The organism is Luteimonas sp. KH_071, assembly GCF_057838005.1.
In genome coordinates this window covers 2,589,013-2,610,311 of record NZ_CM174458.1, presented here as the reverse complement: position 1 = coordinate 2,610,311, position 21,299 = coordinate 2,589,013, and the positions used below count along the sequence as shown (strand labels likewise).

Annotated in this window: 11 protein-coding genes and 2 tRNA genes; 11 read left to right on the top strand and 2 right to left on the bottom strand. The window is 66.3% G+C overall.

Annotated features, from left to right (window positions below):
- Position 1: 1 nt before the first annotated feature.
- The 7 genes from ppnN to AC3IRM_RS11935 all read left to right on the top strand — a co-directional run bounded on the left by ppnN (position 2) and on the right by AC3IRM_RS11935 (position 8,454).
- Positions 2-1,390 (top strand): nucleotide 5'-monophosphate nucleosidase PpnN, encoded by a 1,389-nt coding sequence (ppnN, locus tag AC3IRM_RS11965; protein ID WP_489203361.1) that lies wholly within the window; start codon positions 2-4, stop codon positions 1,388-1,390.
- Between the two features lie 168 nt (positions 1,391-1,558).
- Positions 1,559-2,050, top strand: a complete 492-nt coding sequence (locus AC3IRM_RS11960; protein ID WP_489203360.1) for a GspH/FimT family pseudopilin — start codon at positions 1,559-1,561, stop codon at positions 2,048-2,050.
- Complete coding sequence (gene pilV, locus AC3IRM_RS11955; RefSeq protein ID WP_489203359.1) at positions 2,047-2,508, top strand: type IV pilus modification protein PilV; 462 nt, start codon at positions 2,047-2,049, stop codon at positions 2,506-2,508. Before AC3IRM_RS11960 ends, pilV begins: the two co-directional genes overlap by 4 nt.
- Before the next feature lie 44 nt (positions 2,509-2,552).
- Positions 2,553-3,647, top strand: coding sequence for a PilW family protein (locus AC3IRM_RS11950; protein WP_489203358.1), 1,095 nt, complete (start codon positions 2,553-2,555; stop codon positions 3,645-3,647).
- Position 3,648: 1 nt separating this feature from the next.
- Complete coding sequence (locus AC3IRM_RS11945; RefSeq protein WP_489203357.1) at positions 3,649-4,152, top strand: pilus assembly PilX family protein; 504 nt, start codon at positions 3,649-3,651, stop codon at positions 4,150-4,152.
- A gap of 10 nt (positions 4,153-4,162) precedes the next feature.
- On the top strand, positions 4,163-8,002 hold the full coding sequence (locus tag AC3IRM_RS11940) for a pilus assembly protein (protein WP_489203356.1): 3,840 nt from the start codon (positions 4,163-4,165) through the stop codon (positions 8,000-8,002).
- Positions 8,003-8,070: 68 nt separating this feature from the next.
- On the top strand, positions 8,071-8,454 hold the full coding sequence (locus AC3IRM_RS11935) for a type IV pilin protein (RefSeq protein ID WP_489205915.1): 384 nt from the start codon (positions 8,071-8,073) through the stop codon (positions 8,452-8,454).
- A gap of 59 nt (positions 8,455-8,513) precedes the next feature.
- On the opposite strand, the gene AC3IRM_RS11930 is transcribed toward AC3IRM_RS11935, so the two are convergent.
- A tRNA-Asn gene (locus tag AC3IRM_RS11930) sits at positions 8,514-8,590 on the bottom strand.
- 147 nt (positions 8,591-8,737) lie between these two features.
- Entirely contained in the window at positions 8,738-9,286 is a 549-nt protein-coding gene (locus AC3IRM_RS11925; protein ID WP_489203355.1) for a GspH/FimT family pseudopilin, read from the bottom strand.
- A 520-nt stretch (positions 9,287-9,806) separates the two neighbouring features.
- Here AC3IRM_RS11925 and uvrB point away from each other — a divergent pair.
- The 4 genes from uvrB to AC3IRM_RS11905 all read left to right on the top strand — a co-directional run bounded on the left by uvrB (position 9,807) and on the right by AC3IRM_RS11905 (position 21,270).
- The gene (gene uvrB, locus AC3IRM_RS11920) at positions 9,807-11,840 is read left to right on the top strand and encodes an excinuclease ABC subunit UvrB (protein WP_489203354.1); all 2,034 of its coding nucleotides are present in this window, start codon (positions 9,807-9,809) and stop codon (positions 11,838-11,840) included.
- A 58-nt stretch (positions 11,841-11,898) separates the two neighbouring features.
- A tRNA-Val gene (locus tag AC3IRM_RS11915) sits at positions 11,899-11,973 on the top strand.
- Positions 11,974-12,310: 337 nt separating this feature from the next.
- Entirely contained in the window at positions 12,311-21,046 is an 8,736-nt protein-coding gene (locus tag AC3IRM_RS11910) for a glycoside hydrolase family 94 protein (RefSeq protein WP_489203353.1), read from the top strand.
- Positions 21,046-21,270, top strand: coding sequence for a hypothetical protein (locus AC3IRM_RS11905; RefSeq protein ID WP_489203352.1), 225 nt, complete (start codon positions 21,046-21,048; stop codon positions 21,268-21,270). The genes AC3IRM_RS11910 and AC3IRM_RS11905 overlap by 1 nt, the downstream gene beginning before the upstream one ends.
- Positions 21,271-21,299 lie beyond the last annotated feature (29 nt).

Sequence of the window (21,299 nt, the reverse complement as noted above, 5' to 3'; positions counted from 1 at the left end):
AATGAGCAACGAGACCGGGGCGGCGACGGCGCTGCCCACAGTGAATGCCTACGTCTATCCGCGCGGTGGTCTGGACGTGCTGTCCCGCGATGAAGTCGCCCGTCTGAAGGATGCGTCCACGGGCGGCATGCACGATCTGCTGCGTCGATGCGCGCTCGCCGTGCTGACCAGCGGCAGCGCGTCCGACGATCCACGCGCGGCGCAGGAGCTGTACCCCGACTTCGACATCCAGGTGCTGCAGCAGGATCGCGGCATCCGGATCGAGCTGGTGAACGCGCCGGCGATGGCCTTCGTCGATGGCCAGATCATCCGCGGCGTCGCCGAGCTGCTGTTCGCAGTCGTGCGCGATCTCGCCTACACCGCGATCGAACTCGGCCCGGAATACGCGACCGATCTCGAGACCTCGTCGGGCATCACCAACGCCGTCTTCGGCCTGCTGCGCAATGCCCGCCTGCTGCAGCCCGGCGACCCGAACATGGTGGTCTGCTGGGGCGGACACTCGATCAACCGTGTCGAGTACGACTACACAAAGCTGGTCGGCTACGAGCTCGGTCTGCGCGGCATGGATATCTGCACCGGCTGCGGCCCGGGTGCGATGAAGGGGCCGATGAAGGGCGCCAACGTCGCCCATGCCAAGCAACGTCAGTACCCCGCGCGTTACATCGGCATCACCGAGCCGGGCATCATCGCGGCCGAGTCGCCGAACCCGATCGTCAACCAGCTGGTGATCATGCCGGACATCGAGAAGCGTCTCGAATCGTTCGTGCGCCTCGGCCACGGCATCATCGTGTTCCCCGGCGGTGTGGGCACGGCGGAAGAAATCCTCTATCTGCTGGGCCTGCTGCTGCAGGAAGAGAACCGCGACATCCCGTTCCCCTTCATCCTGACCGGCCCGACCGCGTCGGCGCCGTACTTCGAGCAGATCGACCAGTTCATCCGGTTGACCCTCGGCGACGAAGCCGTCTCTCGCTACGAGATCATCGTGGCCGATCCCGAGCAGGTCGCGCGTCGCATGTCGGCCGGCATCCGCAAGGTCAAGGAATACCGGGTCGCGCACAAGGATTCGTTCTACTTCAACTGGTCGCTGTCGATCCCACTCGATCTCCAGCAGCCGTTCGTGCCGACGCACGAAGCCATGGCCGCGCTCGACCTGCACCACGGCCGGCCACCGCACGAACTCGCCGCCGACCTGCGCCGCGCGTTCTCCGGCATCGTCGCCGGCAACGTCAAGGAAGACGGCCTGCGCCGCGTCGAGGAGTTCGGCCCGTTCCGCATCAACGGCGACCGCGACATCATGCAGTCGCTCGATGCGTTGCTGCGCGCGTTCGTGGAGCAGCGGCGCATGAAGATCGCGGGTGACTACAGGCCCTGCTACGAAGTGGTCGCCTGACCCCGCCCGGCGGCGCAATCTTCGCGTTCATCGTCTTCTGTCGACCGTCCGTCCGCCGCCGCTTGAAGGACGGACGGCGCTGGCTAGACTGCGCCATGGGGAACGCCGGACGTACCGGCGGCGGGCGGAAGCGGCATGCGAGCGAGGGGATTCACACTGGTGGAGTTGATGGTCACGGTCGCGGTCGTCGCGATCCTGGCAGCCATCGCGTTTCCCAGCTTCGAAGCGACGATGCGTTCGAACCGGGTCGCAACGACCACGAATGAGCTCATCGCATCGTTCGCGCTTGCGCGTTCAGAAGCGATTCGCAGCCCGGGTGGCGCGCACGTCTGCACCAGCAACAACGGCACAGCCTGCACCGGCACAGCCTGGGACCAGGGGTGGATCGTCTGGATCGACGTCAACGGAAATGGCGCGCTCAACGCCGGCGCGGGTGATCGGGTGGTCCGCTATTCGCAGGCGAAGCCGCGTGTCGCCATCACTGCACCTGTCGGCGCAGCAAACTTCGATGTCCGGTTCGATCAGCGCGGCTTCCTGATTGGGGCGCAACGCACGCTGCAGCTCGCATCTGCGGAATGTCCCGCCAATGCGCCGCTGGTGCGCAATTTCACCGTGAGGGCCACCGGCGGCACCTCCGTGGTGCGGGGGACCTGTCCATGATCCGCAAGGCACCGGGCGCCCAGAGGGGCTTTTCGATGATCGAGGTGCTGATCGCCATCGTTGTGCTCGCGATCGGGCTGCTCGGTTTCGCCCTGCTGCAGACCACGAACCTCCGCTACACCCAGAGCGCCAACAACCGCACGCTGGCGACGAATCTGGCTTACAGCCTGCTGGACCAGATGCGGACCAACCGGCTGTCCGCGGCCCAGTACACGACGGCTGGCTTTGCAGCGGACAGCCTCACCGCTGCTGCCTGCAACCCGCCAGCGGCCACTGACGCCGTGGCCCGAGGCATCGCCACGTGGCGCTGCCAGGTCTTCAACTCGCTTGGTCCGTCAACGCGGGCCACGGTCACCTACAACGCGTCGGGTGTGGCGACGGTGACGCTGCGCTGGGGCGAGCGCAGCGCAGTCGCGACCGAAAACGCCACCGAGTTCACCGCGAGGACGCAGCTGTGAGGTTTTCAACTCCCCACCACGCACGGGGCGTCTCGCTGATCGAAATGATGATCGCGCTGGCGATCGGCACATTTCTGATCCTTGGTCTGGCGCGCGTGTTCTCCGCGTCGCGTACTGCCTACCAGCTGTCCGAGGGCGTGTCCCGCGTGCAGGAAAACGGCCGCTTCGCGATCGATTTCATCCAGCGTGACCTGCGCATGGTCGGTCACATGGGCTGCGTCAATGACCAGGCGCATCTGCAGAATGTCGGTGCGCTGCTCAACCGTGTGCCGGCGGGCAGCGCGGGTGCCAATTCGGGCGTCAACTTTCCGCTGGGCATCCAGGCCTATGAGGCGACCAAAACATCGGCGTCGACCATGAATCTGGGAACCGCCGCCAGTACCTGGACGCCTGCGCTTCCCAATGCGGTGGCATTGCTGAACCCGCTTCCTGGAAGCGACGTGCTGCAGCTCCGATTCCTTGCCAGCGAAGGCGCGGCCGTCGAGACCATCGCGGTCTCCGGGACAACGTCCACGATCACTGTGGCAAACGGCCGATGGGGCGCCTTGACGCAGGGCGGGGTGGTAAACCCGACGATGTTTGGCCTGGCCGACTGCAGCTTCGTCGATCTATTCCTGCCGGCCGCCACGAACGAAGCGGCCCGCACCGTCACAGTGAACGCTGTGCTCGATCGCTTCACACCGCAGCCCGCGGGCCAGACCATGCTCTACCGGTTGGAGTCGGTGGTGTACTTCGTCCGGGCGGGGACTGCAGGAGGACGCTCGCTCTGGCGGGCGCGCTCCAACACCAATGGCTCGTATGCAGCTCCCGAAGAACTGGTGGAGGGCATCGAAAGCCTGCAGCTCCAGCTCGGCCTCGATCGCAACAGTGGCGCGATGCCGGCCGAGTCGCCGAGCGGGTACGTCGGCAATTTCGTCCGTCCTTCGGCAATGGCCACGACCGAGCCCGCATGGCGCTCGGTCGGCGCCGTACGCCTCGGCGTGCTGGCCAGCAGTCCCGATCGCGCGGCAGCCGGGCAGGCGACTGTGGGCCGTAGCGTGCTCGGCGTGACGTTCACGCCTGCAGATGCGGCCGATACCCGATACCGCTTCGGCTACGAAAGCACCATCGCCATGCGCAACCGCCTCTATGGAAACTGAGATGGCCCGCTTCCGATCACCGCCCCCACGTCGCCAGCGCGGCGCCGTCCTCTACATCGCGCTCATCATGCTCGTGCTGCTGGCGCTGCTCGGCATCGTCGGCATGCAGGTGGCCGGCCTGCAGGAGCGCATGTCCTCCAACTACCGCGCGGTGAATCTGGCATTCCAGGAAACCGAGGCGCTGACGCGCAGCGCCGAGTGCGCGCTGGAAGACATGATCAACCGCACATCGACCGCCGGCTGCGATGCGGTTGTCGCTGCCGACATCCAGTCCTGCGACACGGGTTTCGATCCAGGCAACTGGGCCGCAGGGCGTTCGTTTGCCGAAACAGACGCGGTCAATGCGCGATTGATCGGGCCGTGCATTTCGGGCAATTCCACGCTCGATATGGGCGGCGCCGTCAACGAAGACCCGAATCCGATCTACCAGGTCACCGCGTTCCGCGTGGATGACCCCGCCAATCCGACGGCGCAGGCCGTCATCGACACCATCTTCAGGCCGTGAGGGCAGCGCCATGAAAGGCCGCACAAAACTCTACGCCGGTGCCACGGCGCTTATTCTCGCCGGCAGCGCCTACTTCCTGCATTCCGTGATGGCCGTGCAGGGGCAGGGCACACTCGCGCAGCAGCCCTTGAACGTGCAGCGGCAGATTCCGCCGGCTTTCATCATGGCACTCGATGACTCCGGCTCGATGTTGTGGGAGAACCTCAACAACACGCGTGATGGTGTGTTTGGCTGGCAGAGCAACGACGCCGCCAGCGGTACGTTCTACAACGGAAGCGTTCCGCGCGGCTACGATGGCGTCAACGAGCGCTACTACTACGTTTTTCCGAATTACGGACGTGACGGCGGAGCGGCGATCCCGCCGATCGACGCCTTCGGTTTCGCCAGGTCGCCGGACGTCAACGCCGGCTATTTCGACCCGCGGTTGAGTTATCCCACGTGGAAACGCGCGAATGGTGCGGATTACGCGACCACCACCGCTACGGCCGCGACCCTGGATCCGCGCCCGGCAGGTGCGAATGGTCGAATCGGGGGCACTCTGGACCTGACGGCTGCGGTCGAATCGACCGTCAACAACTGGCGCTTCCAGGTCCGGCAGGGGATGATTCTTCCCGCAAATACCCGCGTGCGCGGCACCTGCAACGCGGCAGGTGGCAACATCAACACGGGCGCCGACTACGCGACGTTGCCGGACGAGCGGAGAATCACGCAGAACTGCGATCTGCATTTCTCGTTTTTCCCCGCGACCTTCTACCTTGAAGATCCCGCTTCGCTTCCTGCCGCGTACGGCTACTCGGCTGCGCCGGTAGCCGTAACCGATCCGCAAGGCGGACGACCCGGCGTGCTTTACAAGTATGAGATCCGGCGGGTCAATTTCGCGTCCGACGACCAGTACAACGCAGCCATCCAGAACTTCGCCAACTGGTTCACGTTCTACAGGACGCGTCGCGAAGGCCTCATCGGCGGCATTCTCAACGCGCTCGTAGACACCAAGAACATGACGGTCGGCTGGTTCCGCATCAATGACCGCCGCAACGTCACCATGCGTGACATGTCGAGCGAGACCGCGAAGCAGTCCCTGTTCGACGATGTCGTGCAGATGCGTGCAACCGGAAGCACGCCGAGCCGTCTGGCGGCGCAGTATCTCGGCCAGCAGTTCCAGCGGACGGATGCGGGCCGGCCGATCAGGCTGAGCTGTCAGCGGAACGCCGGCATGCTCTTTACCGACGGCTACATCAACGACGCTGCCAGCCCGACGGTCGGAAATCTCGATGCTGCACTGGGCCCGCCGTTCGCCGACAACGTTGCGAACACGATGGCCGACATCGTGATTCCCTACTACAACAACAGTCTGCTACCTGCGCTCGAAACCAATTCGGTGCCGGTGCCGACGGCATGCGACAGTGTTCCGGCGCCTCCGCTGCTCCCGACGCCGGAACAACGCAGGCTGGACTGCCGCCGAAACCTGCACATGAATTTCTACGGCATCGTGCTCGGCACGCTTGGCGAACAGTTCGGAGTCACCTACCTGCCTGATCCCACTGATTCGGCAAAGCTCATTCCCGATCCCTACCTCACGCCGCCGACGTGGGGCGCGCGCCAGGATCTCGTGCCGCGCGCTGTCGACGAGATGTGGCATGCGACGCTCAACACCAGAGGCGAGATGATCAACGCGACGTCGCCCGCATTGATCACCGCTGCGATGCGTCGCGTTTTGGCTTCGGTAAGCGCCGGTCAGTCCCCTGCGGGCAGCATCGCGCTCACGGGTGCAAGAATCGGCACCGGGTCGCTTTCGGTCTTTCCTTTCTACGAAGCGCGTAACGAGGGCACTGACTGGTACAGCACGTTGACGGCGCAGTCGGTGACGGTCAATCCGAGCACAGGCGTCGTTTCGTTCAACAATGCGTGGGAAGCGAGTGATCGCCTGCCGCAGGCATCGGACCGGAACGTCTGGTTCGGGGCGGACGACGGTTCTGCAAGGCTCTTCAATCCGACGAATGTCGCTTCGCTTGCCCGGTTGTGCGACAACCCCGTGCCTGGAATGTCGCGATGCACGCAACCGACGCTTGAAAATCTGGGCGGTGCTGCCGCGACTCTTACGTTGACCGAGGCGGTGAGCTACCTCAAGGGCGATCAGAGTCTGGAAGTGGATCGCAATGCCAACGGTCGCCTCCGCTTCCGTACGACCCGTCTGGGCGACATCGTCAATGGCTCGCCGGTGATCAGCGCGCCGACCGACGATTATGGTTACCAGTCCCTCCCGGGCACGTTGGGGAGTTCCTACGGAACCTACAAGACCGCGAAGGCGAACAGCGCGAGCGCGGAGTTCCGGCGGACGATGGTGTTCGCCGGTGCGAACGACGGAATGCTGCACGGTTTCGACGGTCGCGTGACAGGGACTGACAGCGGCGTGGAGCAGTTCGGCTTCATACCGCGCTCGGTGCTCGGCCACATGGGCAATCTGTTGTTTCCCTACGATCCTGCGGCCAGTGGCGACCAGCGGTTCCAGCATCGCTATTTCGTGGACGGTCCACTGGTGGTGTCCGACGCACGCTACGGCGGCGCCTGGAGCACGGTACTCGTGGGGTCGACCGGCGCTGGTGCAAAGGGTGTCTTCGCGCTTGATGTCAAGGATGTGTCTCGCCCGGACGGAGCCTTCGACGCCGCAGATCGGCTTTGGGAAATCAACCAGTTCAATGGGAATGCCGCCGTCCGCAACAACATCGGCCACGTTCTGGGACGCCCGGTCATCGTGCCGGTGCGAACGGGCGCGGGTGCGGGCGATATCGTCTGGCGCGCGATCTTCGGCAACGGCTACAACAGTGACAGCGGCAAGGCTGTGCTGTTCATGGTCGACATCAACACCGGCAATCCCACGATCCGGATGCTGGAGGCGACGGAAGCGGGTGCCCCGGCAGGGAGTAATGGACTCGGCAACCTCGTGGCGCTCGATCGTTTTCGCAGCGCACCCGACAACAGCCTGAACGTTCCAGGGCGCGACGGCCTCGCCGATACGGTGTACGCGGCGGATCAGAAGGGTGCCATCTGGAAGTTCGATCTGCGGCCGGCAGCACTTGTGCCCGGCGGTGTGGTCAGTAATCCGACCACGCCCGTCTTCACAACGATGCCCTACACCAGCGGGCCCGAGAACGGGACACGTCAGCCAATTTTGGGTGGCATCACGGCTGCAACGGGCCGGAATGGTGGCGTGATGCTGTATTTCGGAACGGGCAGCTTTTCGTTCGACAACGATCCGTCCGATACCACGCTGCAATCGCTCTACGGTGTGCTGGATGTTGCGTCCGGCCAGCCGAGCGTGACGGCGACGCGGGCCAATCTCGTCGTACAGACCATCGGGACCACGGCTGCGGGAATCCGCAGTACATCCTCGAACGTGCCTGGCGCCGGAAGCCTCGGGTGGCGTCTTGATCTGCCCGCGGGTGAGCGTTTCGTCGGCTATCCGCGCGTAGACAGCGGCATCGTGTTCATGCCGACCTATGCACCCGTAAGCGCGTTGCAGTGCAGCGTGGAGGGCGCCAACTGGCTTTACGGACTCAGCGCATTGACGGGGGCGGCAGGGCTGTCGAACGTCTCGTTCGATACGCCGCAGGGTCCGTCGCCCGGTACCGGAACTGGCGCGCTTTCGTTGAACACGCAGGGTACAGCGCCAGTGAAAGACGTCGCGATCTTCAGCGCCCCGCGTCTCGCGCCGCTCGGGGCGGCTGCGACAGCGGCCGAGCTCGACGCTGCGCTCGACGCCCAATGCTCGATGATTGTGCAGGTCGCCGGTGCGCCGACGATGTATCTCAAGCGTCCTTGTGGACGTCAGTCCTGGAGGCAGATCCAGTGAGCAAGTTTTCGTCAACACCTGTTCGCATCGCGGTACGCCGCGTACGCGGCTTCACCTTGATCGAATTGATGATTGTCGTGGCAGTCGTCGCGATTCTCGCGTCGATCGCATATCCCAGCTACCAGGACGCGGTGCGCAAGTCCAAGCGGGCGCAGGTCAAGGCCGATATGGTCGAACTTGCGCAACGTTACGAGCGATTCCATACCGTCAACAACACGTATGTGGGCTTCTGGTTGGCCGCGACGGGCGCGGCGAATGGCGCAGTTGCATCTCCCGCGACGGGCGGTACGGCGGCGTACTCGATCACTCACGTCGAGGGCGTCAATACGTTCACGCTGACCGCGACGCCGCAGGGCGCGCAAACCCAGGACACCCGGTGTGGGACCTTGGGTCTGTCGAACACTGGCGTGAAAACCGAAACCGGGACGGGGGCGCTCGCCGACTGCTGGTGAGACGCATGACGCACTGGACATAAAAAAGCCGCGGATTGCTCCGCGGCTTTTTTTGATCTTGGCGCCCGAAGTTGGACTCGAACCAACGACCCCCTGATTAACAGTCAAGTGCTCTAACCGGCTGAGCTATTCGGGCGGGGACGCACATTCTAGTCGGTTGTCGGCACGGGTCAAGCATTGCGTCGCCACTTTTTGGAATCGACTGCGCGAGGCGCGCGTCGCTGCGATCCGCCATGCGAAATGCGCGGCAGGCGCGCCAACTGGGCATCACCTCTAACCGGCCTTAGAACGGGCACGGCCGATCCGTGGCGGGGCGTGAACTGCGGATACGTCCAAGGTTGTTCACGACAACTTGGCCGCCCAGCAGGTCGGCGCGGCAGACGTTGATGGTCAGGTTGGTGCCCGCGCTGCGGCCGTCGCGCTGATACCGGACATAGGAACGGGTTGAGACCAGGCGCACCGTGCCCGGGGCGCCGGACGGCGCATCCGCCACGCGCAGCAGATCTGCTGCATTGTCGGGTCGGCGATTTCCGTCCGGATCCATGAACACGATCCAGCCTGCACTCCAGTCGGCGTCCGAGCGGCAGCCATGGAGTGCGTCGCCTGGGCAGGCCACGATTGGACCGCGGCGCGTGATGGCAGTGTTGCGTGCCATCGCAAGATCGGTGCTGATCAGGTGCAATGCGCTCTGCACGCGATAGCGGGCCAGCACATCACTGAAGGCGGTGACGCCGAAGGTGCCGAGCAAGGTGAGAATTGCGACTGTCGTTATCAGTTCGACCAGCGTGAGGCCGCGCGCCTTTGGTGCCCCGGTCATGCTCCGCTTGGACATGCGAATACACGGACTCGATGGCTTGGGCATGGACGTGCGGCGGGGTGCATCCGATGCCGCTTCGAGAATCGCCAGTGCCTGCCTTGAGCGTGGCCCGATCCTGCTCTCAGGCGAGTCCGCAGGCCCGCCGCTGGATCGCGAGCCGGGCCGATCTCGACACGGCGAGGGTCGCGGGCGTATGGAACCGTCGTGCTGACGCATGAGGACATCCTTGTCCTGTCGCTGGGCGGGCGCCTCCACGACGCGATTGCGATCGGCTCCGTCCCGCCGGTCGCGTGTGTCGTCTCAGCTCCTGCACCGGTTACCTGCAACCCTGCAGGGCATCCAGATTCCGCTTGTTGGCGGGCCACTGCAGCCGGGCTGCGTCCAATGCGGAGGTCGGAAACCGCCCACTGCTATCGTGGGCAGCCGCGTCACAACGATGTCCGCGCCCTGACCATGTCCCGGTGATGTGCGGCACTTCTGTTGTCGCCGGGCGCTTCCGTCCCCATGTCCCGTGCTTCTCGGATCGCCTTGCCTCATGAACGAAGTCATCCATCCCGCCGCATTCCAGCTGGTCTCGCCCTACAAGCCGGCGGGCGATCAGCCGCAGGCGATCGAGAAGCTGGTCGACGGTTTCGACGCCGGGCTGGCGCATCAGACGCTGCTCGGCGTCACCGGTTCGGGCAAGACCTACACGATCGCCAACGTGATCCAGCGGGTGCAGAAGCCGACGCTGGTGATGGCGCCGAACAAGACGCTGGCGGCGCAGCTCTACGGCGAGTTCAAGTCGTTCTTTCCGCACAACGCGGTGGAGTACTTCGTCAGCTATTACGACTACTACCAGCCCGAGGCCTATGTGCCGTCGTCGGATACGTACATCGAGAAGGATAGTTCGGTGAACGAGCACATCGAACAGATGCGCCTGTCGGCGACGAAGGCGCTGCTCGAGCGGCGCGACGCGATCGTGGTGTGCTCGGTGTCGGCGATCTACGGCCTGGGCGATCCGAACGAATACTTCCGGATGGTGCTGCATATGGTGCGCGGTGAGCGCATCGACCAGCGCGAGCTGATCCGGCGTTTGACCGAGATGCAATACAGCCGCAACGACACCGAGCTGCGGCGCGGTACGTATCGCGTGCGCGGCGAGGTCATCGACATCCACCCGGCGGAGTCGGAGATGGATGCGCTGCGGATCGAGTTGTTCGATGGCGAGATCGAACGCATCACCCAGTTCGATCCGCTCACCGGCGAGACCAAGCGCACCCTGCCGCGCTACACCATCTATCCGAAGTCGCACTACGTCACCACGCGCCGGACCACGCACGAGGCGATCAACGCGATCAAGGCCGAGCTGCCGCCACGGCTGGAGCAGTTCTACGCCGAGGGCAAGCTGCTCGAGGCCCAGCGGCTGCAGCAGCGCACCCAGTTCGATCTCGAAATGATGGCCGAGGTCGGCTACTGCAACGGCGTGGAGAACTACTCGCGTCATCTGACCGGGCGTATGCCGGGCGAGGCGCCGCCGTGTCTGTTCGACTATCTGCCGCCGGATGCGCTGCTGGTCGTCGACGAGTCGCACGTGACCGTTCCGCAGATCGGTGCGATGTACAAGGGTGACCGCGCGCGGAAGGAAACGCTGGTGAACTTCGGGTTCCGGCTGCCGTCTGCGATGGACAACCGGCCGCTGAAGTTCGAGGAATGGGAGGGCCGTGCGCCGCGCGCGATCTTCGTGTCGGCCACGCCAGGCAAGTACGAACTGGAGAAGTCGGAAGGGCAGATCACCGAACTGGTGGTGCGCCCGACCGGCCTGATCGACCCGGAGGTCGAGATCCGCCCGGTCGCGAGCCAGGTCGACGACGTGCTCGGCGAGATCCGCGAGCGGGTCGAGATGGGCGACCGCGTGCTGATCACGGTGCTGACCAAGCGCATGGCCGAGAACCTCACCGAGTACCTCGGCGAGCACGACGTCAAGGTGCGTTACCTGCATTCGGACATCGACACCGTCGAGCGCGTCGAGATCATCCGCGACCTGCGGCTGGGCAAGTTCGACGTGCTGGTCGGCATCAACCTGCTGCGCGAGGGCCTGGACATGCCGGAGGTGTCGCTGGTCGCGATCCTCGATGCCGACAAGGAAGGCTTCCTGCGCTCGGGCGGTTCGCTGATCCAGACCATCGGCCGGGCGGCACGCAACCTGCGCGGCAAGGCGATCCTCTACGCCGACCGGGTCACCAATTCGATGCAGATGGCGCTCGACGAGACCGATCGTCGCCGCGTCAAGCAGGTCGAGTACAACACCGAGCACGGCATCACGCCGACATCGGTGGCGCGCGCGATCGACGACATCATGGAAGGTGCCCGCGCCGAGCCCGAAACGGAGAAGAAGGGGCGTGGCAAGAGCCGCAAGGTCGCCGAACCCGCCGAAGATTATGCCGCGCTGTCACCCGAGAAGCTGGCCTCGCGGCTGAAGGCGCTGGAGCAGCAGATGTACCAGCACGCGCGTGATCTGGAGTTCGAAGCCGCGGGCCGGATCCGCGACCAGATCCGCCAGATCAAGGATGCGAGCCTGGTCCGATAGAAATTTGCGCGTGGGGTATTCGACAACGCGCGAATCCGGTGTATGATTCGCACCCTTCGGGCGGTTAGCTCAGCGGTAGAGCACTACCTTGACATGGTAGGGGTCACAGGTTCGAACCCTGTACCGCCCACCACCTCGAACCCTTGATGCAGCAGGGTGGGGTGGTACCGAAGCATCAGCGTGGATCGAGATTCGCCTCACGCTGTTATGACGCCGGGTTGGCCGAGCGCCCCGTCATGTCGATTCCGCTTTGAATTTCTGAAGACCGATGCGCGGCGGCATTCCCGTATCTGCCGTTCGAGTCGGCGCGCGACGCGCGATCGTCCAGCGTGCGGGTCTGCGGGCGCAGTCGATACGGTGTTAGAGTGCGCATGCGCACCGTCATCACGCCGGCGCGCGCGGTCGAGGCGCAACCTAGCGGCAAGCAGGCCGTCGGCTTGACAGGATCCTCCATGCACGCTGCTTCGAGGATGTCCCGCCGCTGGTTGCGCTTGCGCCGCCGGTTCGGCCAGTTCTCTTCTCCTGTGACATCCGCCGATCTCGAGTCGGAGGCACCGCTGCGCGCGCAGCTCTTCAGCGCCGAGCAGATGGAACTCCACGGCAGGGCGCTCGCGCTTACGCATCGCATCCATGCTGGACGCGTTCCCGATCGACTGCTTGCGCGCCTGAGCGAGAACGCGGCGCTGCTCGAGGATGCGCGCACGTTCCTGTCGCTGATGGTCCGCGACGATATCCGCATCACGCCGGCCGGCGAATGGCTGCTCGACAACTACCACCTGATCGAAGAACAGGTGCGGCTGGCACGTCGCCATCTGCCGAAGGGCTACAGCCGTGAACTGCCAGCACTGTCGCAGGGCGCATCGGCCGGATTCCCTCGGGTCTACGACCTGGCGATGGAAGCAGTTGCGCATGGCGACGGACAGGTCGATGCGGTCACGCTCAGCCGTTTCGTCGCCGCCTATCAGCTGGTCACGCCATTGACGCTGGGCGAACTGTGGGCGATTCCCATCATGTTGCGGCTGGCAGTGCTCGAGAACCTGCGCCGCATGGCCGCCCGCGTGATCCGCGATGGCCGCGATCACCGCCGCGCCCGGCGATGGGCCGAAGAGCTCAACGCCACCGCCACCGGATCGCCGAAGGACGTGGTGCTGGTGGTCGCCGATATGGCGCGCAGTCAGCCCCCCGCGACCGGTGCGTTCGTCGCGGAGCTGACGCGCGGCCTGCATGGGCGCGGCGCGCTGCTGTCGCTGCCGCTGACGTGGATCGAGCAGTGGCTGACCGACAGCGGCTTGCGCATCGATGCGCTGGTCCACGCGGAAAGCCAGCAGCAGGCAGCCGACCAGGTGTCGATCGGCAACAGCATCGGCAGCCTCCGCTTCCTTGCGAACATGGATTGGCGCGAATACGTCGAGACCATGAGCCTCGTCGATGCGACGCTGCGGGGGGATCCGGGGGCGACCTACGGGCTGATGGATTTCGCCACCCGCGATCACTACCGCCACGCCGTCGAGACGATCGCCCGGCGCACCGGCGCCAGCGAGGTGGAGGTCGCGCAGACGACTGTGCAGCTGGCGCAGGCGCATCCGGCCGAGCGCATCGAGGCGCACGTCGGTTACTACCTGGTCGATGACGGCATCGACCGCACCCTGTCGACACTGGCGGCGGCGCACGGACGCCGCAAGGCACGCCTGGCGCCGCGCACCGTGCCCCTGCCGGTCTATCTGTCACTGATCGCCGTTGTGGTCGCACTCGCAACGACCGGGCTGCTCGGACAGTCGGGCGCCCATACCGTGTCCTGGGCACCCGCCTGGGCGCTGATCCTGCTGGGTCTGCTGGTCTTCAGCGAGCTCGGCATTGCGCTGACCAACTGGCTCGCGACGGTCATCGTCGCGCCCAAGCCGCTGCCGCGCCTGGATTTCTCGCTCGGTTTGCCGGCGAGCGAGCGCACGCTGGTCGTTGTGCCCTGCATGTTCGGCGACATCGCCACGGTCGAGGCGCTGGTCGAGGGGCTGGAAGTGCGCTTTCTGGCCAATCGCGATGCGCATCTGCACTTCGCATTGCTCAGCGACGATCTCGATGCCGATGCGCAGACCCTGCCCGGGGATGCGGCCGTGCTGGCCCACGCCGCGGCGCTGATCGCCGGCCTCAACCAGCGCTATCTCGCCGACAGCCCGGCGCCCGGCGGCGATCGCTTTTTCCTGTTCCACCGGCCGCGTACCTGGAATGCGGGCGAGGGGCGCTGGATCGGAGAGGAACGCAAACGCGGCAAGCTCGCGGCGTTGAATGGCTTTCTTCGCGGCGCCGGCACGGGTGCGTTCCAGCAGATCGTGGGCCGCACCGACGTGCTGGCCAACGTGCGCTACGTGATCACGCTCGACACCGACACGCGACTGCCGCGCGATGCCGCGCGCGCCTTCGTCGGCACGCTGGCGCACCCGCTCAACCGCGCGGTGTTCGATCCGAAGCGCAACCGCGTGACCCGCGGCTACGGCATCCTGCAGCCGAGCGTGGGCAGCAGTTTCAGTGGCAGGCGGATCAGCCGCTACGCACGCATGTACGGCAGCGAGCCGGGCATCGATCCCTACACGCGCACGGTGTCGGACGTCTATCAGGACCTGTTCGGCGAAGGCTCCTTCGTCGGCAAGGGCATCTATGACATCGACGCGTTCGAGCAGGCCTTGCATGGCCGCTTTCCCGACAACCGCATCCTCAGCCACGACCTGCTCGAAGGCTGCCACGCGCGGGCCGGCCTGGTCAGCGACGTGCGCCTGTACGAGGACTATCCCGCCCGCTACGCCGCCGACGTCAAGCGCCGCCATCGCTGGATCCGCGGCGACTGGCAGCTGCTGCCGTGGGTGATGCCGTGGGTCCCGACCGCGCAAGAAGGCCGCGTCCGCAATCCGCTGTCCTGGCTGTCGCGCGGCAAGCTGATCGACAACCTGCGCCGCAGTCTGGTGCCCGCGGCCACGCTCGCGCTGCTGGTGTTCGGCTGGACGACACTCACCGCGCCACTGGCGTGGACGTTCTGGCTGCTGACGGTGTTCTTCGCGCCGGTGCTGATCCCGGCGTTGCGTGATCTGCTGTCGAAGCCCGCGGACATGGGCTTCGATACGCACCTGCTGCAGGTCGGCGATGCGACCGGTCGCGGCCTGGTGCGCGCGGTCGTGAACTTCGCGTGCCTGCCGTACGAAGCAATGTTCAGCCTGTCGGCAATCGCGCTGACGTTGTGGCGCACGCTGGTCAGTCGCCGGCACCTGCTGCAGTGGAATCCGTCCAGCGAGGTCGAGCGTGCGCTCGGCAGCGGCATGGCCGCAGAGCTGCGCGCGATGTGGGGCGCGCCGGTCCTGTCGCTGCTGATCGGGCTGCTGGTGATGCGGACGAATCCCGGCGCTCTGTGGGTCGCCGGTCCGATGTTGCTGCTGTGGTCGGTTTCTCCTCTGTTGATGGCGTGGCTGGGCCGCGCGCCACCGCAGCGCAGCGCGCAGCTGTCGCCGGTGCAACTGGACTTCCTCGGCCGCCTCGCGCGGCGCACCTGGGCGTTCTTCGAGGTCAACATCCGGGAGGAAGACCACTGGCTGCCGCCCGACAACGTCCAGGAGCATCCGTCGCTGGTCGTCGCACGCCGCACGTCACCGACCAATATCGGCCTGTCGCTGCTCGCCAATCTCGGCGCGTGGGACTTCGGGTATCTGCAGACCGGCGCCGTGATGGCGCGCACCCAACGCGTGTTCGCCACGCTCGACCGCATGGAGCGCCACCGCGGGCATTTCTACAACTGGTACGACACCGAGACGCTGGCGCCGTTGCAGCCGCGCTACATCTCCAGCGTCGACAGCGGCAACCTGGCGGGCCATCTGCTCACGCTGCGCCAGGGCCTGCTGGGCCTGATCGACGCGCCGGTGCTCGCGCCGCAGACGTTTGCCGGTCTGGCCCACACGCTGGGCGTGCTGCGCGAACTCTACGAGGCGCAGAGTCATGCGGATCCGGCGTGGGACGTCGCCATCGATGCGTTCGAATCGCGTCTCGTGCTCGCCCGGACAACGCCACCGGAGACGCTCGGCGATGCGCTGGCCACCATCGACGCGCTTGCCGCGCTGGCAATGCCGCTCGCCGCGCTGTCGCCGCCGGCCGATACCTATGATCCGCTGGAAGACGCACCGGCCCATTGGGCGGCGCGCCTGATCGATGCATGTGCGCACGCCGGCCAGGCACTGCGCGCGTGTCTGCCGGCGCCCCATGCGGCGATACAAGGCGCTGCGTCCGAAGACGGCGTGCCGTCGCTGCGCATGCTCTGCGCGCCGGGCAACGCGTCCGATGTGCGCGCGTGGGCCTGCGCGCAGGTCCACGAACTGGAACGGCTGGCCCACGTCGCCGGCCAGTTCTCGCTGATGGAGTACGGCTTCCTCTACGACCGCGCGCGTCATCTGCTGTCGATCGGCTACGACGTCGACAACCGGCGCCTCGATCAGGGGCACTACGATCTGCTCGCCTCGGAAGCGCGGCTGTGCAGTTTCGTCGCGGTCGCGCAGGGCCAGCTGCCCCAGGACACGTGGTTCGCACTGGGCCGGTTGCTGACCGAGGTCGATGGTGACCCGACGCTGCTGTCGTGGAGCGGCTCGATGTTCGAGTACCTGATGCCGCAGCTGGTGATGCCGAGCTATCCGGACACGCTGCTCGACCAGACCGCGCGCCACGCGGTACAGGCCCAGATCGCCTACGGCCGTCAGCATGACGTGCCCTGGGGCATTTCGGAATCCGGCTACAACACCGTCGATACGCGGATGAACTACCAGTACCGCGCGTTCGGCGTGCCGGGACTCGGGCTCAAGCGCGGACTCGGCGAGGATCTGGTGATCGCGCCGTACGCGACGATGATGGCGCTGATGGTCGCGCCCGAGGCGGCAACGCAGAACCTGCAACGGCTCGATGGCGCCGGGTTCTCCGGGCGTTTCGGGCTGTTCGAGGCGATCGACTACACGGCCTCGCGCCTGCCGCGCGGTCAGACGCATGCAGTGGTCCGGTCGTTCATGGCGCATCACCAGGGCATGGGCTTTCTCGCACTCGACCATCTGTTGCACGAGCAGCCGATGCAGAAGCGTTTCACCGCCGATGCCGAATTCCAGGCCACGCTGCTGCTGTTGCAGGAGCGCGTGCCTCGGACCGGCGTATTCCTGCCGCACGAGGTCGAGTCGGTCGGCGTGCGCAGCAGTGGCGGCGGCGACGAAACCCAGTTGCGCGTATTCCGGACGCCCGAAACCACACGACCCGCGGTCCAGATGCTGTCGAACGGTCGCATGCATGCGCTGCTCACCAGTGCCGGCGGCGGCTACCTGCGGCAGCACGACATGGCGGTGGTGCGCTGGCGTGAGGACGGGACCCGCGACCACTGGGGCAGCTTCTGCTATCTGCGCGATGTCGAGAACGACGATGTGTGGTCGGCCGCGTACCAGCCGACCTGCGTGCCGGTGGAGCACTACGAAGCGATCTTCTCCGACGCGAAGGCCGAATTCCGCGGCCGCAGGCGCGGGGTCGAGACGCATCTCGAGATCGCGATCTCGGCCGAAGACGACATCGAGTTGCGGCGCCTGCGGCTGAGCAACCGGTCGCGGCGTCCGCGGACCATCGAGATCACGACCTATGCCGAGGTGGTGCTGGCGCCGGCGATCGCAGACGAACTGCACCCGGCCTTCAGCAATCTGTTCGTGCAGACCGAGATCGTGCGCGACAAGCAGGCGCTGCTGTGCACGCGCCGCCCTCGCGCGCACGATGAAATCCCGCCGTGGATGTTCCACCTCGTCGCCGCGCACGATGCCGACATCGACGCCATCTCCTACGAAACCGATCGTGCGCGTTTCATCGGTCGCGGCCTGACGCCGCGCGATCCGCTGGCGATGCGCCGGTCGGGACTGCTGTCCGACAGCGCCGGTTCGGTGCTCGATCCGGTGGTCGCGATCCGCGTGCGGGTAACGTTGGCGCCGGAGCAGACCGCGGTGCTCGATCTGGTCACCGGGGTCGGCAGCGATCGCGATGCCTGCGCGGCGCTGCTGGACAAGTATCGCGACCGGCGCCTCGCCGACCGGGTGTTCGATCTCGCGTGGACCCACAGCCAGGTCGTACGCCGGCAGATCAACGCCACCCAGGGCGACGCGCAGCTCTACGAGCGTGTCGCGGGCCTGCTGACGTTCGCGCATCCGTTCCTGCGCGCCGACAGCGCCGTGCTGCTGCAGAACCGGCGTGGGCAGTCCGGCCTGTGGGGTCATGCGATCTCGGGCGACCTGCCGATCGTGCTGGTGCAGATCGCCCATGCGGAGAACATCGAACTGGTCCGGCAGATGGTCCAGGCGCACGCGTACTGGCGTCTGAAGGGACTGCAGGTCGACCTCGTCATCTGGAACGAGGACCAGGTCGGCTACCGGCAGGAGTTGCAGGAACAGATCCTCGGACTCGTCTCGGCGGGCCCGGAAGGCAACGTGCTCGATCGCCCGGGCGGCATCTTCGTGCGGCCCGCGCAGCAGATCTCGCAGGAAGACCGCATCCTGATCCAGTCGGTGGCACGGGTGATCGTCGGTGACCAGTACGGCACCCTGGCCGCGCAGGTGGCCCGCCATGCGGCGCCAGAGCGCGTGGTGCCGCTGCTGGTCGCAAGCCATACGTCCGTCCGCGCGCAGGACGACGATGGCGCCGTCGCGGCAGGTCTGCAGGCTGCCGGACTCTACGGCCTGCCGCCGCTGCGCGACGCCGCGGCGTCCGAGGAGGATCCGTGGCCGTTCGAAAAGGTCGCCGAGGCGTTGCTGTTCGACAATGGCCTGGGCGCGTTTGCCGCCGACGGCCGCGAGTACGTGATCGTGCTCGACGACGCCGCGACCACGCCCGCGCCGTGGTCCAACGTGATGGCCAATCCCAGGCTGGGCAGCGTGGTCAGCGAAAGCGGACCCGGCTACACCTGGTTCGAGAACGCGCACGAGTTCCGGCTGACGCCGTGGCACAACGATCCGGTGTCGGACACCGGCGGCGAGGCGTTCTACCTGCGTGACGAGGAGAGCGGCCACGTGTGGTCGCCGATGCCGTTGCCGATGCGCGGACGGGGCGCGTACCGCACACGTCACGGTTTCGGCTACAGCGTCTACGAGCATGTCGAGGACGGGATCGCCAGTGAACTGTGGATCTACGTCGGCCTGCGCGATGCGGTGAAGTTCTCGGTGCTGAAGTTGCGCAACCTGTCGGGTCGCCCGCGCCGACTGTCGGCCACCGGTTACGTCGAGTGGGTGCTCGGCGACATCCGGGTGAAGTCACAGATGCACGTCGTGACCGAGCGGGATGCCGCGACCGGTGTGCTCACTGCGCGCAATCCCTACAACACCGAGTTCGGCGGGCGTGTGGCGTTTTTCGACGTCGATGGGGACCGGCGCACGTTCACTGGCGATCGCACCGAGTTCCTGGGCCGCAACGGCAGCCTGCAGGCGCCCGATGCACTGCGTCGCGAGCGTCTGTCCGGCCGCCTCGGGGCGGGTCTCGACCCGTGCACGGCGATCCAGGTGCACGTCGACCTCGCGCCGGATCAGGCGACGGAAACGGTGTTCCGGCTCGGTATGGGTGACGACATGCATGCCGCGCTGCAGCTGGCGCACGCGCTGCGCGGCTCGATGCCGGCGCATGACGCGCTCGACGGCGTACGCCTGCACTGGCTGCAGACGCTCGGTACGGTGCGGGTGGAGACGCCGGAGCCGGCGACCGACCTGCTGGTCAACGGCTGGCTGCTGTACCAGACGCTGGCCTGCCGCTACGTGGCGCGCAGCGGCTACTACCAGTCCGGCGGCGCATTCGGGTTCCGTGACCAGCTGCAGGACACGATGGCGACCGTGCACGCGATGCCGGCGCTGACCCGTGCGCACCTGCTGCTCAGTGCGGCGCACCAGTTCCCGCAGGGCGATGTGATGCACTGGTGGCATCCGCCTGCCGACCGTGGCGTGCGTACACGCTGCTCGGACGACTACCTGTGGTTGCCGCTTGCGGCCTGTCGCTATCTGGACGTGACCGGCGACGACAGCGTGCTCGACGAACGTGTCGGCTTCATCGAGGGCCGGCTGGTCAATGCCGACGAGGAGTCGTATTACGACCTGCCGGTGCCCTCGGGCCGCGTGCAGTCCTTCTACGACCACTGCGTCCTCGCGCTTGAGCGGGGCATGTCGTTGCTCGGCGCCCGCGGGCTGCCGCTGATCGGCACCGGCGACTGGAACGACGGCATGAACCGGGTCGGCGAGGCCGGCCGCGGCGAAAGCGTCTGGCTCGGGTTCTTCCTCTACGATGTGCTCCAGCGCTTCATCCCGGTTGCCGAGGCGCGCGGCGACGCGACGTTCGCAGCCACCTGCGTCGCCGCTGCGGAACGCCTGCAGGGGAATCTGGAAGCCGAGGCCTGGGACGGCGGTTGGTACCGGCGCGCGTGGTTCGACGACGGCACGCCGATCGGCTCGCAGTCCAGCGACGAATGCCGGATCGATTCGATCTCGCAGAGCTGGTCTGTGCTGTCGGGCGCTGCCGAACCTGCGCGCGCGCGCCAGGCGATGACGGCACTCGACACGCATCTGGTCAAGCGCGAGGCCGGCCTGATCCAGCTGCTGGATCCGCCGTTCGACAAGACCGCGCACGACCCCGGCTACATACGCGGCTACGTGCCCGGTGTGCGCGAGAACGGCGGCCAGTACACGCACGCGGCGGTATGGACGGCGATGGCCTTTGCCGCGCTCGATGATCGCGAGCGCGCCTGGGAACTCGCGCGGATGATCAATCCGGTGCACCACGCCGAGGACGCGGCCGGCACAGCGGTCTACAAGGTCGAGCCCTACGTGATGGCGGCCGACGTCTACGGCGTCGCACCGCATGTCGGACGTGGCGGCTGGACCTGGTACACCGGCTCGGCGGGCTGGATGTATCGCCTGCTCAGCGAATCGCTGCTGGGCCTGCAGCGTCGCGGTGACACACTGCGCATCGAGCCCTGTATTCCCGACGACTGGCCCGGCTACCGGATGCAGCTGCGCCACGGCGCGGCGGTGTATCGCATCGAAGTCACGCGCAGTGACGCGGACACGCCGCAGCTCATGCTCGACGGTGAGGTGCAAGCCGATCTGCAGATCGCGCTGCACACCGGGGACGCGGTGCACGAGGTGGTGTTGCACTGGCCGCGGCGTCCGGCTGGCGGAGTCGGCTGATGGGACTGCGCATCGAACTCGAGAGCGCCCTCGACGCACTGGCCGGCATGATTCCCGTCTGGCGCGAGAAGTTGCGCGCGCGGGATGCGTTCTGGCCACAGTTCGATGCGCTGTCGGCGAAGATCCTCGCGCGGGCACGCGACGACGGCGAACGGGCGGCGGTGCAGGATCGGCTCGAAGCGATGCTCGGCGACGCGGGCTGCGTGCGACCTGGCCGTCGTTGAACGAAAAAAAGGGCGGCCTGCGGGCCGCC

Bases quoted from the DNA above. Each gene is read 5' to 3' on its own strand.
- AC3IRM_RS11910 (WP_489203353.1), top strand. From the start codon at position 12,311: ATGTCCCGCCGCTGGTTGCGCTTGCGCCGCCGGTTCGGCCAGTTCTCT.
- AC3IRM_RS11925 (WP_489203355.1), bottom strand. From the start codon at position 9,286: ATGTCCAAGCGGAGCATGACCGGGGCACCAAAGGCGCGCGGCCTCACG.
- ppnN (WP_489203361.1), top strand. From the start codon at position 2: ATGAGCAACGAGACCGGGGCGGCGACGGCGCTGCCCACAGTGAATGCC.
- AC3IRM_RS11950 (WP_489203358.1), top strand. From the start codon at position 2,553: ATGATGATCGCGCTGGCGATCGGCACATTTCTGATCCTTGGTCTGGCG.
- pilV (WP_489203359.1), top strand. From the start codon at position 2,047: ATGATCCGCAAGGCACCGGGCGCCCAGAGGGGCTTTTCGATGATCGAG.
- AC3IRM_RS11905 (WP_489203352.1), top strand. From the start codon at position 21,046: ATGGGACTGCGCATCGAACTCGAGAGCGCCCTCGACGCACTGGCCGGC.
- AC3IRM_RS11945 (WP_489203357.1), top strand. From the start codon at position 3,649: ATGGCCCGCTTCCGATCACCGCCCCCACGTCGCCAGCGCGGCGCCGTC.
- AC3IRM_RS11960 (WP_489203360.1), top strand. From the start codon at position 1,559: ATGGTCACGGTCGCGGTCGTCGCGATCCTGGCAGCCATCGCGTTTCCC.
- AC3IRM_RS11935 (WP_489205915.1), top strand. From the start codon at position 8,071: ATGATTGTCGTGGCAGTCGTCGCGATTCTCGCGTCGATCGCATATCCC.
- AC3IRM_RS11940 (WP_489203356.1), top strand. From the start codon at position 4,163: ATGAAAGGCCGCACAAAACTCTACGCCGGTGCCACGGCGCTTATTCTC.
- uvrB (WP_489203354.1), top strand. From the start codon at position 9,807: ATGAACGAAGTCATCCATCCCGCCGCATTCCAGCTGGTCTCGCCCTAC.